Source organism: Streptomyces sp. DSM 120436 (assembly GCF_055778765.1).
Window position 1 is genome coordinate 3,201,019 of the sequence record NZ_JBSKBS010000001.1, and the last position, 19,418, is coordinate 3,220,436.

Annotated in this window: 14 protein-coding genes, 1 pseudogene and 1 riboswitch; of the genes and pseudogenes, 9 read left to right on the forward strand and 6 right to left on the reverse strand. The window is 74.0% G+C overall.

Annotated features, from left to right (window positions below; genetic code table 11):
• Window positions 1-27 precede the first annotated feature (27 nt).
• The 3 genes and pseudogenes from ACWH4W_RS14525 to ACWH4W_RS14535 all read right to left on the reverse strand — a co-directional run.
• Window positions 28-249 (reverse strand): annotated as a pseudogene (locus tag ACWH4W_RS14525) (hypothetical protein); the annotation flags it as partial.
• A gap of 39 nt (window positions 250-288) precedes the next feature.
• Window positions 289-1,962 (reverse strand): sensor histidine kinase, encoded by a 1,674-nt coding sequence (locus ACWH4W_RS14530; protein ID WP_473076145.1) that lies wholly within the window; start codon window positions 1,960-1,962, stop codon window positions 289-291.
• A 60-nt stretch (window positions 1,963-2,022) separates the two neighbouring features.
• A complete protein-coding gene (locus ACWH4W_RS14535; protein ID WP_473076146.1) occupies window positions 2,023-2,964 on the reverse strand; it encodes a sucrase ferredoxin in 942 nt (313 codons plus the stop codon).
• Window positions 2,965-3,541: 577 nt separating this feature from the next.
• Between ACWH4W_RS14535 and ACWH4W_RS14540 the strand changes: the two genes are divergently transcribed.
• Window positions 3,542-4,606: a CobW family GTP-binding protein gene (locus ACWH4W_RS14540; RefSeq protein WP_473076147.1), complete on the forward strand. Its 1,065-nt coding sequence runs from the start codon at window positions 3,542-3,544 to the stop codon at window positions 4,604-4,606.
• Here ACWH4W_RS14540 and ACWH4W_RS14545 read toward each other — a convergent pair.
• Window positions 4,603-7,056, reverse strand: coding sequence for a DNA gyrase/topoisomerase IV subunit A (locus ACWH4W_RS14545; protein ID WP_473076148.1), 2,454 nt, complete (start codon window positions 7,054-7,056; stop codon window positions 4,603-4,605). The two genes, ACWH4W_RS14540 and ACWH4W_RS14545, sit on opposite strands and share 4 nt — an antisense overlap.
• A 666-nt stretch (window positions 7,057-7,722) precedes the next feature.
• Here ACWH4W_RS14545 and ACWH4W_RS14550 point away from each other — a divergent pair.
• The 4 genes from ACWH4W_RS14550 (at window position 7,723) to ACWH4W_RS14565 (ending at window position 12,576) form a co-directional block, all read left to right on the forward strand.
• On the forward strand, window positions 7,723-9,132 hold the full coding sequence (locus ACWH4W_RS14550) for a M16 family metallopeptidase (protein WP_473077498.1): 1,410 nt from the start codon (window positions 7,723-7,725) through the stop codon (window positions 9,130-9,132).
• Window positions 9,129-10,517 carry a M16 family metallopeptidase gene (locus ACWH4W_RS14555; protein WP_473076149.1) on the forward strand — a complete coding sequence of 463 codons (1,389 nt, stop codon included), beginning with the start codon at window positions 9,129-9,131 and terminating at the stop codon, window positions 10,515-10,517. Before ACWH4W_RS14550 ends, ACWH4W_RS14555 begins: the two co-directional genes overlap by 4 nt.
• 202 nt (window positions 10,518-10,719) lie before the next feature.
• Window positions 10,720-10,885, forward strand: a riboswitch (cyclic di-AMP (ydaO/yuaA leader).
• A 12-nt stretch (window positions 10,886-10,897) separates the two neighbouring features.
• Complete coding sequence (locus ACWH4W_RS14560; RefSeq protein ID WP_473076150.1) at window positions 10,898-11,671, forward strand: M23 family metallopeptidase; 774 nt, start codon at window positions 10,898-10,900, stop codon at window positions 11,669-11,671.
• Window positions 11,672-11,871: 200 nt separating this feature from the next.
• Complete coding sequence (locus tag ACWH4W_RS14565) at window positions 11,872-12,576, forward strand: GntR family transcriptional regulator (protein WP_473076151.1); 705 nt, start codon at window positions 11,872-11,874, stop codon at window positions 12,574-12,576.
• 143 nt (window positions 12,577-12,719) lie between these two features.
• Here ACWH4W_RS14565 and ACWH4W_RS14570 read toward each other — a convergent pair whose 3' ends face one another.
• The gene (locus tag ACWH4W_RS14570) at window positions 12,720-13,001 is read right to left on the reverse strand and encodes an HPr family phosphocarrier protein (protein ID WP_006136411.1); all 282 of its coding nucleotides are present in this window, start codon (window positions 12,999-13,001) and stop codon (window positions 12,720-12,722) included.
• Window positions 13,002-13,179: 178 nt separating this feature from the next.
• Here ACWH4W_RS14570 and ACWH4W_RS14575 point away from each other — a divergent pair, with 178 nt between their 5' ends.
• From ACWH4W_RS14575 to ACWH4W_RS14590, 4 genes are read left to right on the forward strand one after another with little or no spacing between them, the layout of a single operon-like run.
• The gene (locus tag ACWH4W_RS14575) at window positions 13,180-16,053 is read left to right on the forward strand and encodes a bifunctional acetate--CoA ligase family protein/GNAT family N-acetyltransferase (RefSeq protein ID WP_473076152.1); all 2,874 of its coding nucleotides are present in this window, start codon (window positions 13,180-13,182) and stop codon (window positions 16,051-16,053) included.
• A gap of 50 nt (window positions 16,054-16,103) precedes the next feature.
• A complete protein-coding gene (locus ACWH4W_RS14580; RefSeq protein ID WP_473076153.1) occupies window positions 16,104-16,688 on the forward strand; it encodes a DUF5998 family protein in 585 nt (194 codons plus the stop codon).
• Window positions 16,688-17,917 carry an alkaline phosphatase family protein gene (locus ACWH4W_RS14585; RefSeq protein WP_473076154.1) on the forward strand — a complete coding sequence of 410 codons (1,230 nt, stop codon included), beginning with the start codon at window positions 16,688-16,690 and terminating at the stop codon, window positions 17,915-17,917. The genes ACWH4W_RS14580 and ACWH4W_RS14585 overlap by 1 nt, the downstream gene beginning before the upstream one ends.
• A 43-nt stretch (window positions 17,918-17,960) precedes the next feature.
• The gene (locus ACWH4W_RS14590; RefSeq protein ID WP_290004163.1) at window positions 17,961-18,611 is read left to right on the forward strand and encodes a thymidine kinase; all 651 of its coding nucleotides are present in this window, start codon (window positions 17,961-17,963) and stop codon (window positions 18,609-18,611) included.
• A 19-nt stretch (window positions 18,612-18,630) separates the two neighbouring features.
• Here ACWH4W_RS14590 and ACWH4W_RS14595 read toward each other — a convergent pair whose 3' ends face one another.
• On the reverse strand, window positions 18,631-19,359 hold the full coding sequence (locus ACWH4W_RS14595; protein ID WP_290004162.1) for an alpha/beta fold hydrolase: 729 nt from the start codon (window positions 19,357-19,359) through the stop codon (window positions 18,631-18,633).
• Window positions 19,360-19,418 lie beyond the last annotated feature (59 nt).

Below are 19,418 nucleotides of genomic sequence, written 5' to 3' on the forward strand. Positions count from 1 at the left end.
CCGGCCGCCCGGAGACGTACGGCGCCGTCATCCGTACGGGAGGGAGGCACGGTTCCCACCCCACCCCCCATGGGCCGTGCCCCAGACGCGGGTCGCCCCCACGTGACGGTGTCCCGGGCGGCCCGCGTCCCCATACCGCAGGGCCGGCGTGGCCCGTCCCGTGCGCGCCAGGAGCCTCAGACAGCGCTGTGCGCCGGAGACACGGCACGGAAGCCGGGCGCCTTGTCGACGCAGGCCGCGCCGATCCGCCCCCCCCGCGGACGTCGTCGTCCACGACCAGCACCTCGATCACCGCGCCTTTCCGGGTCCCGAGGGCAGTGCCGGGGCGCCCGCGGGGGTGGCCGGCGGTTCCGGCTCGGCCAGCGCCTCCGGCAGGACGACGGTGAACTCGGCGCCTCCGCCCGGCGCCTCGCCCACGCGTGCGTCGCCTCCCTGCCGGTGCGCGAGCCGGCGTACCAGCGGCAGCCCGATGCCGCGCTCGCGATGGCCGGACGGCTCCTTGGTGGACCAGCCCTCGGCGAAGACCAGCTCCCGCCGCTCGGGCGGCACGCCGGGGCCGGTGTCCCGCACCACGAGCACCGCCGTACGGCCCTCGGCGCGCAGCTCGACCTCCACGCGCGCGTCGGACGCGCCCGCGACGGCGTCCAGGGCGTTGTCCACCAGGTTCCCCACGACGGTCACCAGCCCGCGCGGGTCGACCAGCCGGTCCGGCAGCCGGGAGCGGTCCGACAGCCGCAGCGCCGCTCCGCGCTCGGCCGCCACCGTCGCCTTGCCCACCAGCAGCGCCGCCAGCAGCGGGTCCCGGATCCTCTCCGTGACCTGCTCCGACGTGGCCCGGTGGTCGCCCACCACGTCGCCGACGAACTCCACCGCGTCCTCGTACATTCCCAGCTCCAGCAGGCCCAGCAGGGTGTGCATGCGGTTCGCGTGCTCGTGGTCCTGGGCGCGCAGCGCGTCGATCAGCCCGCGCGTGGAGTCGAGCTCCCGGCCCAGCCGGTCCAGCTCGGTCCGGTCGCGCAGGGTGGCCACCGCGCCGCCGTCGTCGGTCGGCATACGGTTCGCGACCAGCACCCGCTGCCCGCGGACGGTGAGCAGATCGGTGCCGCTCACCCGCCCCGCCAGCACGTCGGCGGTCCGGCCCGTGCCCAGCGAGGCGTCGGGCGAGCGGCCGACGGCCTCCTCGCCGACGCCCAGCAGCCGCTGCGCCTCGTCGTTCAGCAGCCGGATGCGCCCGTCGCGGTCCAGGGCCACGACGCCCTCCCGGATGCCGTGCAGCATCGCCTCGCGCTCCGCGAGCAGTGCGGCGATGTCGGAGAAGGCCAGGTCACGCGTCTGCCGCTGTACCCGCCGGGAGATCAGCCAGGCCGCCAGCGCACCCACCGCGAGGGCGCCGCCCGCGTACGCGAGGAGCCCAGGAACGGCGTGGACCAGCCGCGCGCGGACGCTGTCGTAGGCGATGCCGACCGAGACCGCGCCGACGACCTGCCCGTCCGCGTCCCGCAACGGGACCTTGCCCCGCGCGGTACGCCCCAGGGTGCCCTCGTCGATCTCCATGACCTCGCGGCCGGCCAGCGCCGCACCGGGGTCGGTCGACACCACTGCGCCGATCCGCTCCGGGTCGGTGTGCGACCAGCGCACGCCCCGCCGGTCCAGCACCACCACGTACTCCGCGCCGGTGGCCCGCCGGATCCGCTCCGCCCCCCGCTGCACCGGCCCGTCGGGCGTGGGCTCCGTGGCGCGCAGGTCCTCGGCCGTCTGCGGCTGCTGCGCCGTGGTCTGCGCGATCGCGAGAGCGCGGCGCATCGCCTGGTCGTCCAGCTGTTCACCGAGCGGCGCGAGGAACAGCCCCGTCGCCAGCACCGCGACGCCGGCGGCGATCGCCACCTGCATCAACAGGACCTGGGAGAACACCCGCCGCGGCAGGCCGAGGCGCGGACGGCGAGCGGAAGCTGTGGGGGGCATGCCCCGACGGTACGCGGGGGAGGCGGGGGTGCCGTAGGGGTGTGACGGGCTTCCCCGCAGTCAGCCGGTCATGACCGCGGGGGTGAGCGCGCGGACGTCCACGACGTCCATCCGCGCGGGTGAGCCCAGCACCGAGCCGCAGCTCTCCGGGCGGGGCGGCAGGGACGTCCCCCGGACGACCTCCACCCGCCAGCGCCGCCCGTCCGCGTGGGCGACGGTCACCTCCCAGCGCGGCGCCGTGCCCTCCGTGCGGACGACGCTCAGCACCTGCGCGGCGTCCTCCCGCAGGGCACGCCGTACGGCCAGCTCGGCCGCCTGACCGGGCCGCTCCCACGCGGAGCCGCCCCGGCACCCCTCGGTCACGATCCGGCCCTCCCGCGCGCCGTGCAGCACCTCCTTGACGGCGTGCGCCTCCGCCCGCCCGTAGGCGTAGCCGTACGGCAGCACGAGCACGGTGGGGGAGAAGCGGTGACCGCCCAGGTGGGTGACCTCCCAGACGCCCTCGACCCCGGAGGAGGCCAGCTCGGCCGCGAGGGGCCTGCCGAGCAGGGCGCAGCAGCGGTCGCGCTTGCCGTTGGTGCAGACGAGGGCGAGGGGGTCGCCGTCGTGCGGGACGCCGCCCAGCACCGTGCCGGAACCGGTGGCGTCACCGCGGCCGAGGGCCGGGAAGTCGAGGTCGAGGAGGCGGGCGGGGTCGGTGGTGGTGGCGGTGTGCAGCCAGACGTTGCCCGGCACGGTGTGGGCCAGGTAGACGCGGCGCGTGGCGGGCATGCGGCTGTCCGCGTGGCGGCCGGGGCGCCTGATGAGGGCGATGCGTACGCCCGTGCCCTTCGCGGCGGTCTCCAGGGCGCGGCCCAGTGCGGGGTCGAGGTGGCTCGACGTGAGCGCCTTGGCGCCCCACGGGCCGGGCTGCTCCAGCAGCAGCCAGGTCCTCGCGGTCGCCGCGGTTCCCGCGACGGGCTCGTCGAGCTCGCGGGAGACGGTGGAGCACGTGCTACTCACACAGGTGAGCCTAACCTGACTTCGGCTTCGGTGCCTTGTCGGCCCGCCGGGCCACCGGCGGGCCGCGTCTCGGGCACGCGTGAGGTGACGTATGCCGAGAACGCGGCCGGGCGCCGATGCTTCGCACGCTCGTCACCCCGGGGGGGCATGTCTGTGCGGCCTGTCCTCCACGGCGGGGCGGGCCTGCCGAGACGCGCTCACGCGTCGCGCGGCGTCGAGCGCCGTGCGGCCTCCGCGGCCCCACGTTCCCCGTGCCTGTGTCACATACCCCGATCGGGTCGCCGTCCGCCGGTCGTCGGGCGGTGGACCGGTTTCAGGGAACCGGCGTGCGGCGTGCGGCACGTGCCGCCTCCCAGGGCGCCGAGCGGCTCTGGCCTGCGGGAAGACGGAGAGGAGGCGCACGGAGGGAAGCGAGGGTCGCGTCATCCGGCGCCTTGCCCGACGTCCGCCCCGCGTATGCCGTTGACGATCGTTCACTTCGGGGCGGTCACGGGTACTCGTATCCTGGACCGTCAGTCGTTCGTCCGTGCGTACGCCGCCAGTGAGCCGGTGTGCGCACAGGTGTGAGAGGGGTCGTGTGTCGGAGCGGAGCAGCGGGCGGCAGATTCCGGTGGTCGTGCTGGCCGGATTCCTCGGCTCGGGCAAGACCACCCTGCTCAACCACCTCCTCCACCGCAGCGGCGGCAGCCGCATCGGCGCGGTCGTGAACGACTTCGGGGCCGTCGAGATCGACGCGATGGCCGTCGCGGGCGCCCTCGGCGACTCCACCGTGTCCCTCGGCAACGGGTGCCTCTGCTGTGCCGTCGACGCCAGTGAACTCGACGAGTACCTCGAGCGGCTCGCCCACCCCTCCACCGGGATCGACGTCATCGTCATCGAGGCGAGCGGCCTGGCCGAACCCCGGGAACTCGTCCGCATGGTGCTCGCCAGCGAACTGCCGGACATCGTCTACGGCGGACTCGTCGAGGTCGTCGACGCCGCCGAGTTCGACGAGACCCGGGCCGCGCACCCCGGCATCGACCGGCACCTGGCGCTCGCCGACCTCGTGGTCGTGAACAAGACCGACCGGGTGGACGACCCGGAGCCCGTGCTGAAGACGGTCAGGTCCCTCGTCGACCGGGCGGCCGTGGTGCCCGCCACGCACGGCCGGATCGACCCCGAATTCCTCTTCGACTGCCGGCCCGCCCGGGAACGCGTCGGGCAGCTGTCCTTCGACGACCTCCACCGCGACGACCCCGGGCCCGAGGACGAGCACGGCCCGCATCCGCACGCCGGGTACGACAGCCTGTCGTTCGTGTCCGGGACCCCGCTCGACCCGCGGCGGCTCATCGCGTTCCTCGACAGCAGGCCGGCCGGTCTGTACCGCATCAAGGGGTACGTCGACTTCGGCCCGTACGACATGCGCAACCGGTACGCCGTGCACGCCGTCGGCCGGTTCCTGCGCTTCCACCCCGAGCCGTGGCCGGCCGACGGCGCCGGGCGGGCGACGCAGCTCGTGCTGATCGGGACCGGCCTCGACACCGGCGCCCTCCGCGCCGAGCTGGAGGGGTGCGTGAGCGACGGCGCCCCGCACACCGACGACGAGGCCGGCATGTGGGGCGTCCTGCGCTACGTCCAGGAGGGCGAGGACCCGGCGGCCTAGACCGGGCCCGCCACCACGGCCACCGTCTTGGCCAGGGACACGCCCGAGCCGTCCCGGCGCGGGTCGATCGGCGGGAGGCTCACCGCCGCGCCGTTCTTCTGCGCCGCGCGTGCCGGGGCCGGGCCCGCCCAGGCCAGGGACAGGCAGTCCTCGCCCTTCAGGAACCGCTGGCAGCGCACGCCGCCGGTGGCCCGGCCCTTGCGCGGGTACTGGTCGAGCGGGGTCAGCTTGGCCGTCGTCTGGACCGAGTCGTCCAGCGTGCCGCGCGAGCCCGCGACCGTGAAGACCACCGCGTCCGCCGCCGGGTCGACCGCCGTGAAGCTGATGACCTTCGCGCCCTCGCCGAGCTTGATGCCCGTCATGCCGCCCGCCGGGCGTCCCTGCGGGCGCACCTGGGCCGCCGGGTAGCGCAGCAACTGCGCGTCGTCGGTGATGAAGACCAGGTCCTCCTCCCCCGTGCGCAGCTCGGTCGCGCCGACGATCCGGTCGCCCTCCTTGAGGGTGATGACCTCGAGCTCCTCCTTGTTGGAGGGGTAGTCGGGCACCACGCGCTTGACCACGCCCTGCTGGGTGCCGAGCGCCAGGCCGGGCGAGGACTCGTCGAGCGTCGTCAGGCACACCACCTGCTCGTCGTCCTCCAGGGACACGAACTCCGCCAGCGGCGCACCGCCCGACAGGTTCGGCGACGGCATCGCCTCGGGCAGCTGGGGCAGGTCGATCACGTTCACCCGGAGCAGCCGGCCGGCCGACGTGACCACGCCGATCTCACCGCGCGCGGTCGCCGGGACCGCCGAGAGGATCAGGTCGTGCTTGACCCGCTTGGCCCCGGAGGTGTCGCCGAACGGCCGGTCGTCGGCGGTGCGCGCCAGCAGCCCCGTGGACGACAGCAGCACCCGGCACGGGGTGTCCGCCACCTGCAGCGGCACCGCGGCCGGGGCGCCGGCCGACTCCAGCAGCAGCGTGCGCCGGTCGTTGCCGAACTTCTTCGCCACCGCGGCCAGTTCCGCCGAGACCAGCTTGCGCAGCTCCGCGTCCGAGTCCAGGATCCGGGTCAGCTCCTCGATCTCCGCGTTCAGCCGGTCCTTCTCGGCCTCCAGCTCGATCCGGTCGTACTTGGTGAGACGGCGCAGCGGGGTGTCCAGGATGTACTGGGTCTGCACGTCGCTCAGCGAGAAGCGCTCGATCAGCCGCTCCCTGGCCTGCGCGGAGTTCTCGCTGGAGCGGATGAGGCGGATGACCTCGTCGATGTCCACCAGGGCCGTGAGCAGGCCCTCGACCAGGTGCAGCCGGTCGCGCCTCTTGCCGCGGCGGAACTCCGAGCGGCGGCGCACCACGGTGAAGCGGTGGTCGAGGTAGACCTCGAGCAGCTCCTTGAGGCCGAGGGTGAGGGGCTGGCCGTCCACCAGCGCCACGTTGTTGATGCCGAAGGACTCCTCCATCGGCGTCAGCTTGTAGAGCTGCTCCAGCACCGCCTCCGGCACGAAGCCGTTCTTGATCTCGATGACCAGGCGCAGGCCGTGCTCGCGGTCGGTGAGGTCCTTGACGTCGGCGATGCCCTGGAGCTTCTTCGAGCCCACCAGGTCCTTGATCTTGGCGATCACCTTCTCCGGGCCGACCGTGAACGGCAGCTCGGTGACGACCAGGCCCTTGCGGCGCGCCGTCACGTCCTCCACGGTCACCGTCGCGCGGATCTTGAACGTGCCGCGCCCGGTCGCGTACGCGTCCCGGACGCCGGAGAGGCCGACGATCCGGCCGCCCGTGGGCAGGTCGGGGCCCGGGACGTGCTTCATCAGGGCGTCGAGGTCGGCGTTCGGGTACCGGATCAGGTGCCGCGCGGCGGCGACGACCTCGCGGAGGTTGTGCGGCGGCATGTTGGTGGCCATGCCGACGGCGATGCCCGAGGCGCCGTTGACCAGGAGGTTGGGGAACGCGGCGGGCAGGGCGACCGGCTCCTGCTCCTGGCCGTCGTAGTTGGGCGCGAAGTCGACCGTGTCCTCGTCGATGGACTCGGTCATCAGACCGGTGGCCTCCGCCATCCGGCACTCGGTGTACCGCATCGCGGCGGGCGGGTCGTCGTTGCCCAGCGAGCCGAAGTTGCCGTGGCCGTCCACCAGGGGCAGGCGCATGGAGAACGGCTGCGCCATGCGGACCAGGGCGTCGTAGATCGACGCGTCGCCGTGCGGGTGCAGCTTGCCCATCACCTCGCCGACCACGCGCGCGCACTTCACGTACCCGCGCTCGGGGCGCAGCCCCATCTCGTTCATCTGGTAGACGATGCGGCGGTGCACCGGCTTGAGACCGTCACGCGCGTCGGGCAGGGCGCGGGAGTAGATGACCGAGTACGCGTACTCGAGGAAGGAGCCCTGCATCTCGTCGACGACGTCGATGTCGAGGATCTTCTCCTCGTACGGGTCGTCGGGCGGCGGGGTCTTCGTGCTGCGGCGGGCCATCGCTGCCGGCTCCTTGCTGAAGCGTGGGACGGGATCTGACGCGGACCATTGTGGACCTTCGCACTGACAGAGAAGGACCAGGACCTGGGTCCTGCCGCCCGGTTCGGCGCGGTACGGCGCGGTACGGCGACGCGAGCAGGCTACGCGGCGCGGTCGCCGCGCACCGCGCGGGGTGGCCCCGCGGTCCGCCGCTCACACGGCCGTGGGCGGCCGGCCGGCCCGCACGGGACCACCGAGGCGCTTCTCCCGGCCGCCCCGGACAGGACGGGTCCCGTCCGAGCACCCTGTACGGCTGAGGACCCCCTCTCGGGCCCGGGCGGGTCCCCGCCCGCGGCTCCGCGCACCCGGAGCCGCCCTCCGCGCGGCCCCCGCGACCGGTACGGGCCCCCCGGCACGCGCCCGGCGTACACACCCTCCGTCCACCGCGCCCCCGCAGCGCACGACCGCGCACCACAGCGCGCCCGAGAGGGCGACCCCGCGCACACCCCGCGTCACGCGCCGTGGGCTTCACCCACTCCCGCACCACCCGTCCCACCAGGTTCTCGCTCTCGGCGTAGCCGCCCGGCCCGGGAACTCCGCCGACCCTCCGCACGCTTGCATACAGTGGCAGGACCGGCAGAAACGGCGGTGTCGACGACGACCGCCTCCGCGATCGAAGGGACGTACATGCCCATGGGTCACACGGCCACAGCCCAGGCAGGCTCCGGGGGCCTGACAGCGACCGAACACCGCCTGGCCAACGGCCTGCGCGTGGTGCTCTCCGAGGACCACCTGACCCCGGTCGCCGCGGTGTGCCTCTGGTACGACGTCGGCTCACGTCACGAGGTCAAGGGCCGCACCGGCCTGGCCCACCTCTTCGAGCACCTGATGTTCCAGGGGTCCGCCCAGGTGAAGGGCAACGGCCACTTCGAACTGGTGCAGGGCGCCGGCGGCTCGCTCAACGGCACGACGAGCTTCGAGCGCACCAACTACTTCGAGACCATGCCCGCCCACCAGCTGGAGCTCGCCCTCTGGCTGGAGGCCGACCGCATGGGCTCCCTGCTGACCGCCCTGGACGAGGAGTCCATGGAGAACCAGCGGGACGTGGTGAAGAACGAGCGCCGTCAGCGGTACGACAACGTCCCCTACGGCACCGCCTTCGAGAAGCTCACCGCCCTCGCCTACCCGGAGGGCCACCCCTACCACCACACTCCGATCGGGTCGATGGCGGACCTGGACGCGGCGACCCTGGAGGACGCCCGCCAGTTCTTCCGCACGTACTACGCGCCGAACAACGCGGTGCTCTCCGTGGTCGGCGACATCGACCCGGAGCAGACGCTCGCCTGGGTCGAGAAGTACTTCGGCTCCATCCCGTCGCACGACGGCAAGCCCGCCCCGCGCGACGGCTCGCTGCCCGACGTCATCGGCGAGGAGCTGCGCGAGGTCGTCGAGGAGGAGGTCCCCGCGCGGGCGCTGATGGCCGCCTACCGGCTCCCGGAGGACGGCACGCGCCTGTGCGACGCGGCTGACCTGGCGCTCACCGTCCTCGGCGGCGGCGAGTCCTCGCGGCTCTACAACCGCCTGGTGCGGCGCGACCGCACGGCCGTGGCCGCCGGGTTCGGCCTGCTGCGGCTGGCCGGGGCGCCGTCCCTGGGCTGGCTGGACGTCAAGACGTCCGGCGACGTCGAGGTGCCCGTCGTCGAGGCCGCCATCGACGAGGAGCTCGCCCGCTTCGCCGAGGAGGGCCCCACCGCCGAGGAGATGGAGCGCGCCCAGGCCCAGCTGGAGCGCGAGTGGCTCGACCGGCTCGGCACGGTCGCCGGCCGCGCCGACGAACTCTGCCGCTACGCCGTGCTGTTCGGCGACCCGCAGCTCGCCCTGACCGCCGTGAGCCGCGTCCTGGAGGTGACGGCCGAGGAGGTCCAGGAGGTCGCCAAGGCCCGCCTGCGGCCCGACAACCGCGCGGTGCTCGTCTACGAGCCCGCCGCCCCGGCGGCCGAGGACGCCGCCGACGAGACCGAGGAAGCCGCAGCCGCAGCCGCAGCCGCAGCCGCAGCCGGCGCCGGCGCCGACGACAACGAGGAGACGGCGAAGTGACCGAGCTCGCCACGATGGAGTTCCACCCCCGGCCGCAGGCGGGCGAGGCCAGGCCCTGGGCCTTCCCGGCCCCCGAGCGCGGCGCCCTCGACAACGGCCTGACCGTGCTGCGCTGCCACCGCCCCGGCCAGCAGGTCGTCGCCGTCGAGGTGGTCCTCGACGCTCCCCTGGACGCGGAGCCGGAGGGCCTCGACGGCGTCGCCACGATCATGGCGCGCGCCTTCTCCGAGGGCACCGACAAGCACACCGCCGAGGAGTTCGCCGCCGAGCTGGAGCGCTGCGGCGCCACCCTGGACGCGCACGCCGACCACCCCGGCGTCCGTCTCAGCCTCGAGGTGCCGGCCTCGCGGCTGGCCAAGGGGCTCGGTCTGGTCGCCGACGCCCTGCGCGCGCCCGCCTTCGCCGACAGCGAGATCGAGCGGCTGGTCCGCAACCGCCTCGACGAGATCCCGCACGAGCTGGCGAGTCCGTCCCGCCGCGCCGCGAAGGAGCTGGCCAAGGAGCTGTTCCCGGCGAGTGCGCGCATGTCGCGCCCGCGCCCGGGCACCGAGGAGACCGTCGCGCGCATCGACTCCGCGGCCGTGCGCGGTTTCTACGAGAAGCACGTCCGCCCGGCCACGGCGACCGTCGTGGTGGTCGGCGACCTCACCGGCGTCGACCTGGACGAGTTGCTCGCCGACACCCTGGGCGCCTGGACGGGCTCGCAGGCCCAGCCGCGGCCGGTGCCGCCGGTGGTCGCGGACGACACCGGCCGCGTGGTCGTCGTGGACCGGCCCGGCGCCGTCCAGACGCAGCTGCTGATCGGCCGTGTCGGCCCGGACCGGCACGACCGGGTGTGGCCCGCGCAGGTGCTCGGCACGTACTGCCTCGGCGGCACCCTCACCTCGCGCCTGGACCGTGTCCTGCGCGAGGAGAAGGGATACACCTACGGCGTCCGGGCGTTCGGCCAGGTGCTGCGGTCGGCCCCGGACGGCACGGGCGCGTCGATGCTGGCCATCAGCGGCTCCGTCGACACCCCCAACACCGGCCCGGCGCTGGACGACCTGTGGACCGTGCTGCGCACGCTGGCCGCCGAGGGCCTCACCGACGAGGAGCGCGACGTCGCCGTGCAGAACCTGGTGGGCGTGGCGCCGCTCAAGTACGAGACCGCCGCGGCCGTCGCGAGCACGCTGGCCGACCAGGTCGAGCAGCACCTGCCGGACCACTACCAGGCCGATCTGTACCGGCAGTTGGCCGCGACCGGCACCGTGGAGGCCACGGCAGCCGTCGTGAACGCCTTCCCGGTGGACCGTCTCGTCACCGTGCTCGTCGGTGACGCGGCGCAGATCAAGGCGCCGGTGGAGGCGCTCGGGATCGGCGAAGTCACCGTCGTGACGGCCGAGTAGGGCGGCCGCCGCACACGCGCGCGTGAAAGGCCCCGGTGACGTCGCCGTCACCGGGGCTCCCATATGCCCGAATTGGGGCGGAGGTTGCCCGTCTGCCCTGTGGGATGCGCTACAAAACCCGGGAATCGTTTGGGGATCGCGCGGTGTCCCGCTTAGCTTCGTGCGGGCTGTTCGTCGGGCAGTGCGCCGCACCCGCGGCACCGGACAGCCATCGCCGAGTCCCCGTACGGCGCGAGCCAGGGGAGCCGGGGACCCACATGAGATCCCTGGGGTGAATCGGACGCCCGCGCGTGTCGCGAGGGGGTCCGTAGGAGACCTTCCTGCTCCGAACCCGTCAGCTAACCCGGTAGGCGAGAGGGAAGGAAAGGACCAGCCTGTACATGGCGTTCACCCGCGCCACCGGGAAGCACCGTCGTCCCAGCCGCGTCCAGCGCGGCTCCGCCCGCGCCGCGGGCGTCGCGGCCCTCGCGGGCACCGGCGTCGTCGGCTCCCTCGCGGCCCCCGCGCTCGCCGCCGGACCGGCCGCGGCACAGACCGGCCTCACCCCCGTCGTCACCCTGGGCGACGTGGTCGCCGACCGTATCGACGCCCAGGCCGCCGCCCAGCACGAGGCCGCCCGCGTGGCGGCCGAGGAGGCCGCGCGCAAGGCCGCCGAGGAGGCGGCGCGCGAGCGGGCGGCCGAAGAGGCGGAGAAGGCCCGCGCCGAGCAGGAGCGCGCCGCCCGCGAGGCCGAGCGCAAGCGGCTCAACACCTTCGTCTCCCCGATCCCCGGCTCGTACGTCTCGACCGCCTACCGGAGCGGCGGCGCCATCTGGTCGTCCGGCAGTCACACCGGGATCGACTTCCACGCCGCGAGCGGCACGCCCGTCCAGTCCGTCGGCGTCGGCACCGTCGTCGAGGCCGGCTGGGGCGGGGCGTACGGCAACCAGGTCGTCATCAAGATGCACGACGGCACGTACACCCAGTACGCGCACCTGTCGTCCATCGCCGTGTCGGTGGGGCAGGAGGTCGCCGCCGGCCAGCAGATCGGTCTCTCCGGCGCCACGGGCAACGTCACCGGCGCCCACCTCCACTTCGAGGCGCGCATGTCCGCCGAGTACGGTTCCGACCTCGACCCGGTCGCCTACCTCCGGTCGCACGGCGTGAACATCTGAGGCGCACCCGTCACGCCCTCGGGCCCCGGCTCTCCGTGAGCCGGGGCTTTTGCCGTTCCGGGACCCATCCGTCCCGGCGCCTCTGTCTGAAAATCACGGAGGAATTCCGGTCCGCCGTCGGAAAACGCCGCCGATTGCAATAGAGTCACGAACGGACGTCAATCGTCGGCGTTCCACGGGAATTGAGCCGGAGGTCGGTCATGCGTATTCCCGCGCACTCGGTGTGCACGGCGATCCGGGACGACATCGTCGCCGGTGTCCACGGGCGCGGGAGCCGGCTCACCGAGGAACTGCTCGCCCGCCGCTACGGGGTCTCCCGCGTCCCCGTCCGCGAGGCCCTGCGCACGCTGGAGGCCGAGGGCTTCGTGGTCACCCGGCGGCACGCGGGCGCGTGCGTGGCGGAGCCCACCGAGCAGGAGGCCGCCGACCTGCTGGAGATGCGCCGGCTGCTGGAGCCCCTCGGCGCCTTGCGGGCGGCCCAGCGGCGTACCGACGCGCATCTGAAGGTGCTGCGCGGCCTGGTCAGGCTGGGGCAGGAACGCGCACGTCAGGGCGGCAGCGACGATCTGAGCTCATTGGGCGGCTGGTTCCACGAGACGCTCGCCCAGGCTTCCGGCAGCCCGGCGCTGACGTCGGTGCTGACCCAGCTCAGACACAAGATCGCCTGGATGTACGCGGTCGACGGGCCGGCCGACCCGGTGGCGTACTGGGCGGAGCACGGCGCGATCGTGGACGCCGTGGCCCGCGGCGACGGCGAGCGGGCGCGGACCCTCACGGGGCTGCACACCGAGCAGGCCGACGCCGGCCACCGGCTCCGGTTCGGCTCCGGCGCCGAGCGGGCCGTCCGCACGGGCCGTGTGAGGAACGCGCAACATCCCGTAAACATGCCGAGCCTGCGCCCTTAACACGGGACCCGTATAAAAAGAGGACGCGAAGGGCGGGGGCTTTTTTCGGCTGCCCGGAAATGGGAAGAGGGAAAGAAAAGGCCCGTCCGGGGTCCGGACGGGCCTTTCCGAGTCGCACGGCCGTCGCGTGCGGAGACATGAATTCAGACGGTCTCGGGGAGTTCCTCGAGGCCCTCGGCGACCAGCTTCGCCAGACGGTCCAGGGCGGCGTCCGCGCCCTCGGCGTCGGAGGCGAGGACGATCTCCTCGCCGCCCTGGGCGCCCAGGCCCAGGACAGCCAGCATCGAGGCCGCGTTGACCGGGGTGCCCCCGGCCTTGGCGATCGTCACCGGGACGCCTGCGGCCGTGGCGGCCCGGACGAAGATGGAGGCGGGGCGGGCGTGGAGACCCTCGGCCCAGCCGACGTTGACGCGGCGCTCAGCCATGTGTTGCTGCCCTTCGCTGTTCACGGTTGTCTAGACCATTCTTCCATAGCGGGGGCGCGAGCCCGGAGCGGCGTCCGGGACGGCCTCCGGCGGCTGCCGGGCCGCGGCCCCGGCCCGGCAGCCGTCCCCCACAGACTGCCTCGCACCGTTGTCGGACGCGAGCCGTACTCTGGGGCCCATGCAGACCTCGTCGGACCGCCACGAGTACCCCGACCACTGGGAGGCCGACGTGGTGCTGCGCGACGGCGGCACCGCGCGCATCCGCCCCATCACCGCCGACGACGCCGAGCGCCTGGTCAGCTTCTACGAGCAGGTCTCCGACGAGTCGAAGTACTACCGCTTCTTCGCGCCCTACCCGCGGCTGTCCGCCAAGGACGTCCACCGCTTCACCCACCACGACTTCGTGGACCGGGTCGGGCTCGCGGCGACCGTCGGCGACGACTTCATCGGCACCGTGCGCTACGACCGCATCGACGCCGGCGGGCGGCCCGCGACCGGCGCGGCCGACGAGGCCGAGGTCGCCTTCCTGGTGCAGGACGCCCACCAGGGCCGGGGCGTCGCCTCCGCCCTCCTTGAGCACATCGCCGCCGTCGCCCGCGAGCGCGGCATCCGCCGGTTCGCCGCCGAGGTGCTGCCCGCCAACACCAAGATGATCAAGGTGTTCACCGACGCCGGGTACACCCAGAAGCGCAGCTTCGAGGACGGCGTGGTGCGCCTGGAGTTCGGCCTCGAACCCACCGACCGCTCCCTGGCCGTGCAGTACGCGCGCGAGCAGCGCGCGGAGGCGCGTTCGGTGCAGCGGCTGCTCGCCCCCGGCGCGGTCGCCGTCATCGGCACCGGTCGCGCACCCGGCGGCGTCGGACGCAGCATCCTCGACAACATCCGCGACGGAGGCTTCACCGGCCGCCTGTACGCCGTGAACGGGGCGCTGCCACAAGGGCGGAAGGAGCTCGACGGCGTCCCCGCCTTCCGCTCGGTGCGCGACATCGACGGGCCCGTGGACCTCGCGGTCGTCGCGGTGCCCGCCGAGCGGGTCCCCGAGGTGGTCGCCGAGTGCGGCGAGCACGACGTCCAGGGCCTCGTCGTGGTCTCCGCCGGCTACGCCGAGTCCGGCCCCGAGGGCAGGGAACGCCAGCGCGCCCTGGTCCGGCAGGCCCGCAGTTACGGCATGCGGATCATCGGACCCAACTCCTTCGGCGTCATCAACACCTCGCCCGAGGTGCGGCTGAACGCCTCGCTCGCCCCCGACATGCCCCGCGCGGGCCGCATCGGCCTGTTCGCCCAGTCCGGCGCCATCGGCGTCGCGCTCCTGTCCCGGCTGCACCGGCGCGGCGGCGGCGTCACCGGCGTCACCGGCCTGTCCACGTTCGTCTCCTCCGGCAACCGGGCGGACGTCTCCGGCAACGACGTCCTGCAGTACTGGTACGAGGACGCCGACACCGACGTCGCCCTGATGTACCTGGAGTCGATCGGCAACCCCCGCAAGTTCACCCGCCTCGCCCGCCGCACCGCCGCGGCGAAACCGCTGGTCGTGGTGCAGGGCGCGCGCCACGGGGCGGGACCGCGCGGGCACGCCGTCCGCGCGACCCGGTTGCCGCACGCCACCGTCTCCGCCCTGCTGCGGCAGGCGGGGGTGATCCGCGTGGACACCATCACCGACCTGGTCGACGCCGGCCTGCTCCTCGCCCGCCAGCCCCTCCCGGCCGGCCCCCGGGTGGCGATCCTCGGCAACTCCGAGTCCCTGGGCCTGCTCACCTACGACGCCTGCCTCGCCGAGGGCCTGCGCCCGCACCCGCCGCAGGACCTCACCACGGCCGCCTCCGCGGCGGACTTCCACGCGGCGCTCTCCCGCGCGCTGGCCGACGACTCCTGCGACGCCGTCGTCGTGACCGCCATCCCGGCGGTGGGCGAGGGCTCGGTCGGCGACGCGGCCCTGGCCGAGGCGCTGCGCTCGGCCGCCGCCGAGCAGCCGACCAAGCCGGTCCTCGTGGTCCACGTCGAGCTGGGCGGCCTCGCGGAGGCCCTGTCGGCCGCGACGAGCACGGCGCCCCAGCCGGCCACCGCCTCCGGCCCGGACCCGGCGGCCGGCGACGCGCGCGCGGGGGAGCGCGCGGAGCCCCGGACGAGGGAGGAGGGCGTCGAGGCGGACGACCGGGGCGCACCCACCCCCGTACCACCCCCCGAAGGCGCCCACCCCATCCCCGCCTACCCCGCCGCCGAGCGTGCCGTACGGGCGCTCGCACAGGCCGTGGCGTACGGACAGTGGCGGCGCGACGCCGCCGACCCCGGCAAGGTGCCCGCCTACGAGGACATCGACGAACGGGGCGCCGCCGCCCTCATCGAGGGGCTGCTCGCCCGCGGGCAGGGCCTCGGCCTCACCACCGAGGCCACCTGCGAACTGCTCGCCGCCTACGGCGTCCACGTGCACCGCGCCCTGCCCGCGCCCACCCCGGACGCCGCCGCCGAGGCCGCCCGCGCCCTCGGCTACCCGGTCGCCCTCAAGGCGACCGCCCCGCACCTCAGGCACCGCGCCGACCTGGGCGGCGTCCGCCTCGACCTGGCCGACGAGGAGCAGCTGCGCCGGGCGTACGCCGAGCTGACCGAGCTGTTCGGCGGCCCGGAGGAGCTGCGCCCGGTGGTGCAGCGCATGGCTCCGCGCGGGGTGGACACGGTGGTCCGCGCGGTGATCGACCCGGCGGCCGGCGCCGTGCTGTCCTTCGGGCTCGCCGGGGCCGCGTCCCAGTTGCTGGGCGACATGGCGCACCGCCTGATCCCGGTGACCGACCGGGACGCCACCTCGCTGGTCCGGTCGATCCGCACCGCCCCGCTGCTGTTCGGCTGGCGCGGGTCCGCGCCCGTCGACACCCCCGCGCTGGAGGAGCTGCTGCTGCGGGTGTCGCGGCTGGTCCACGACCATCCGGAGGTGGTCGCGGTCACCCTGGAGCCGGTCGTGGTCGCCCCGCACGGCGTGAGCGTCCTGAGCGCCTCCGTACGCCTCGCGCCGCCGCCCGCCCGCGACGACCACGGGCCCCGGACCCTCCCCGCGTACTGACCGGGTCGAGCGGTGCCTCGCAGTCGGCGGCCACCCGTAGGATGGGCGACATGGCCAAGACCAGTACGACGACCCAGGGGCTGCGGGCGGCGATCGAACGCAGCGGCTACTACCCGGCTCTCGTGGCCGAGGCGGTGGAGGCCGCCGTGGGCGGCGAGCCCGTCCGGTCGTACCTGGTCCACCAGGAGACGACGTTCGACCAGAACGAGGTGCGGCGGCACGTCACCGTGCTCGTCCTCACCGCCAACCGCTTCATCGTCAGCCACACCGACGAGCAGGCCGCGGACAGCACCTCCCCGACCCCGTACGCCACCACGTCCACCGAGTCGGTCAAGCTCGGCCGGATCTCGTCGATCGTGGTCAGCCGCGTGGTCGCCAACCCGGAGTCGTACACGCCGGGCACCCTGCCGCGCGAGATCGTGCTCACCATCGGCTGGGGCGCCGTCTCCCGCATCGACCTGGAGCCGGCCGCCTGCGGCGACCCCGACTGCGAGGCCGACCACGGCTACACGGGCAACTCGACGGCCGACGACCTGAGCCTGCGCGTCAGCGAGGCCGGCGACGGCCCGGAGACGGTGCGTCAGGCGCTCGCCTTCGCCCAGGCCCTGTCCGAGGCGACGGCGGACCTGCGCTGATGGCTCACCCTCCGCCCGCGGCCCACGACCGGGAGCGCCCGGCGCCCGGCGTCCCGGACTCCCACCCGCAGCCGCTCCCCGTCGGCTCCGCGCCCGTCCCGGCCTACGGCACCGGCTCCCTGGCCGACCTGCTGCCCACCCTCGCCGCCGGACTCGGCGTCCCCGGCATGACCGCGGGCATCGGCGAACTGACCCCCGCCGACCGCAACTGCGTCTTCCTGATCGACGGCCTCGGCTGGGAGCAGCTCAAGGCCCACCCGGAGGAAGCGCCGTTCATGACGTCCCTGCTGGCCGCGTCGCGCGGCGGCACCGGGCGTCCGATCACCGCCGGGTACCCGGCGACCACCGCGACCTCCCTCGCCTCCGTCGGCACCGGCCTGCCCCCGGGCGCCCACGGCCTGCCCGGCTACACCGTGCGCGACCCGGACACCGGCGAGCTGATGAACCAGCTCCGCTGGCAGCCGTGGACCCCGCCGGGCGCCTGGCAGCCGTACCCGACGGTCTTCGAACTGGCGCACCGCGCGGGCGTGCACGCCGCCCAGGTGTCCTCCCCGGCCTTCGCCGACACCCCGCTGACGAAGGTCGCGCTCAGCGGCGGCACCTTCCAGGGACGGCTGTCCGGCGAGGACCGCGTGGACACCGCCGCCGAGCACCTGGCCGCCGCCGACCGCTCGCTGGTCTACACGTACTACGCCGAGGTCGACGGCGCCGGCCACCGCTTCGGCGTCGACTCCGACACCTGGCGCGGCCAGCTCATGTACGTCGACCGCCTGGTGCAGCGCCTCGCCGAGCGACTGCCGCCCCGCAGCGCCCTGTACGTGACCGCCGACCACGGCATGGTCGACATCCCCTTCGACGAGACGCACCGCATCGACTTCGACGAGGACTGGGAACTGAAGGCGGGCGTCGCCCTGCTCGGCGGCGAGGGCCGCGCGCGTCACGTGTACGCGGTGCCCGGCGCCGCCGGTGACGTGCTGGCGTGCTGGCGCGAGGTGCTGGGCGAGCAGTTCTGGGTGGCGTCCCGCGACGAGGCGATCGCCGCGGGCTGGTTCGGGCCGTCGGTCGACGAGCGGGTGTACCACCGGCTCGGCGACGTGATCGCCGCGGCGCGGGACGACGTCCTGCTCGTCGCCTCCGAGCGGGAGCCCAGGGAGTCGGCGATGGTCGGCAACCACGGTTCCATGACCCCTGCCGAGCAGTTGGTCCCCCTGCTCGAAGTACGCTCCTGACGCGCCCCGTTCCCGATCCTCGCCGAAAGGTACCCGACCCTCCATGTCCGAACTGGTGTTCTTCTGCGGAACGATGGACTGCGGGAAGTCGACGCTGGCTCTGCAGATCGAACACAACCGGTCGGCACGCGGCCTGGTCGGCATGATCTTCACCCGCAACGACCGGGCCGGCGAGGGCAAGCTCTCCTCCCGTCTGGGCCTGGTCACCGACGCGGTGGAGGTCGGCGACGGCGCCGACCTGTACGCCCACCTCGTCGACCACCTCTCGCAGGGCCGCCGCGCGGACTACGTGATCGCCGACGAGGCGCAGTTCCTCGCGCCCGAGCAGATCGACCAGCTCGCACACGTGGTCGACGACCTGGACCTCGACGTCTACGCCTTCGGCATCACCACCGACTTCCGTTCCAAGCTGTTCCCCGGCTCCCAGCGCCTGATCGAACTCGCCGACCGCGTCGAGGTGCTCCAGGTGGAGGCCCTGTGCTGGTGCGGCGCCCGCGCCACGCACAACGCCCGCACGGTCGGCGGCGTGATGGTCGTCGAGGGCGCCCAGGTCGTCGTCGGCGACGTCACCGGCTCCGCGGACGAGATCGGCTACGAGGTGCTGTGCCGCCGCCACCACCGCCGTCGGATGACGGCCGCGACGGCGAGGGCGGCGGCGCTGGCGCCGGATGTGCTGCCGGTGTCGTCGGGCTGAGGGCGCGGCGAGGGGCGGCTCAGCCCGCCACCTCCAGCAGCAGGTCGCTCAACTCCTCGGGCATCGTGACCATGCAGTCGTGCCCGGTGGGCAGTTCCCGCACCCGCGACGGCGTCCCGTTGGGCTGGAGCGCCGGCACCGGGCGCCGCACGATGCCCTCCGGGGCCGCGCCCACGCAGTGGATGTGCGTGCGCGGGACCTCACGCAGCGCCGGGTCGTCCAGCCGGGCGGGCTGTTGCAGACAGCGGACCGGGTGGTCGGAGAGCATGCCGCGCAGCCATTCCTGGTCCGCCGGGTCGGTCACGCCGAACAGGCCAAAAGGCGACGGCAGTTCCGGCAGGGGCGGGATGCGCCACGGGCTGTCCGTGGACGCGGCGGCGTCGATCAACCGTTGGGTCACGGGCTGCGCGTCGACCGCGGTCTCGCCGTCCTCCGGCACCATCGCGTCCAGGTACACCAGGTGCGCGATCCGCTCCGGGACCTCGTTCGCCGCCGACGAGATCACCAGGCCCGCGTAGCTGTGGCCGACCAGGATCACGTCGGTCAGGTCCTCGTCCTCGATCAGCCGGACGACGTCCTCGACATGGGTGTCCAGCCCCACCTCGGGGCCGAGCAGGTGCGCCTTGTCGCCGTAGCCGGTCAGCGAGGGGCGGAGCACGCGGTGGCCGGTGGCCTCCAGCAGCGGAACCGTCCGGTCCCAGCACCGGGCGTCGTGCCACGCGCCATGGACAAGCAGATAAGTCGACACAAAGGTGCCTTCCAAGGAGAGGGATGGGGAAAGAAGCGGTTCCTTTCCGTGCCTCGGTA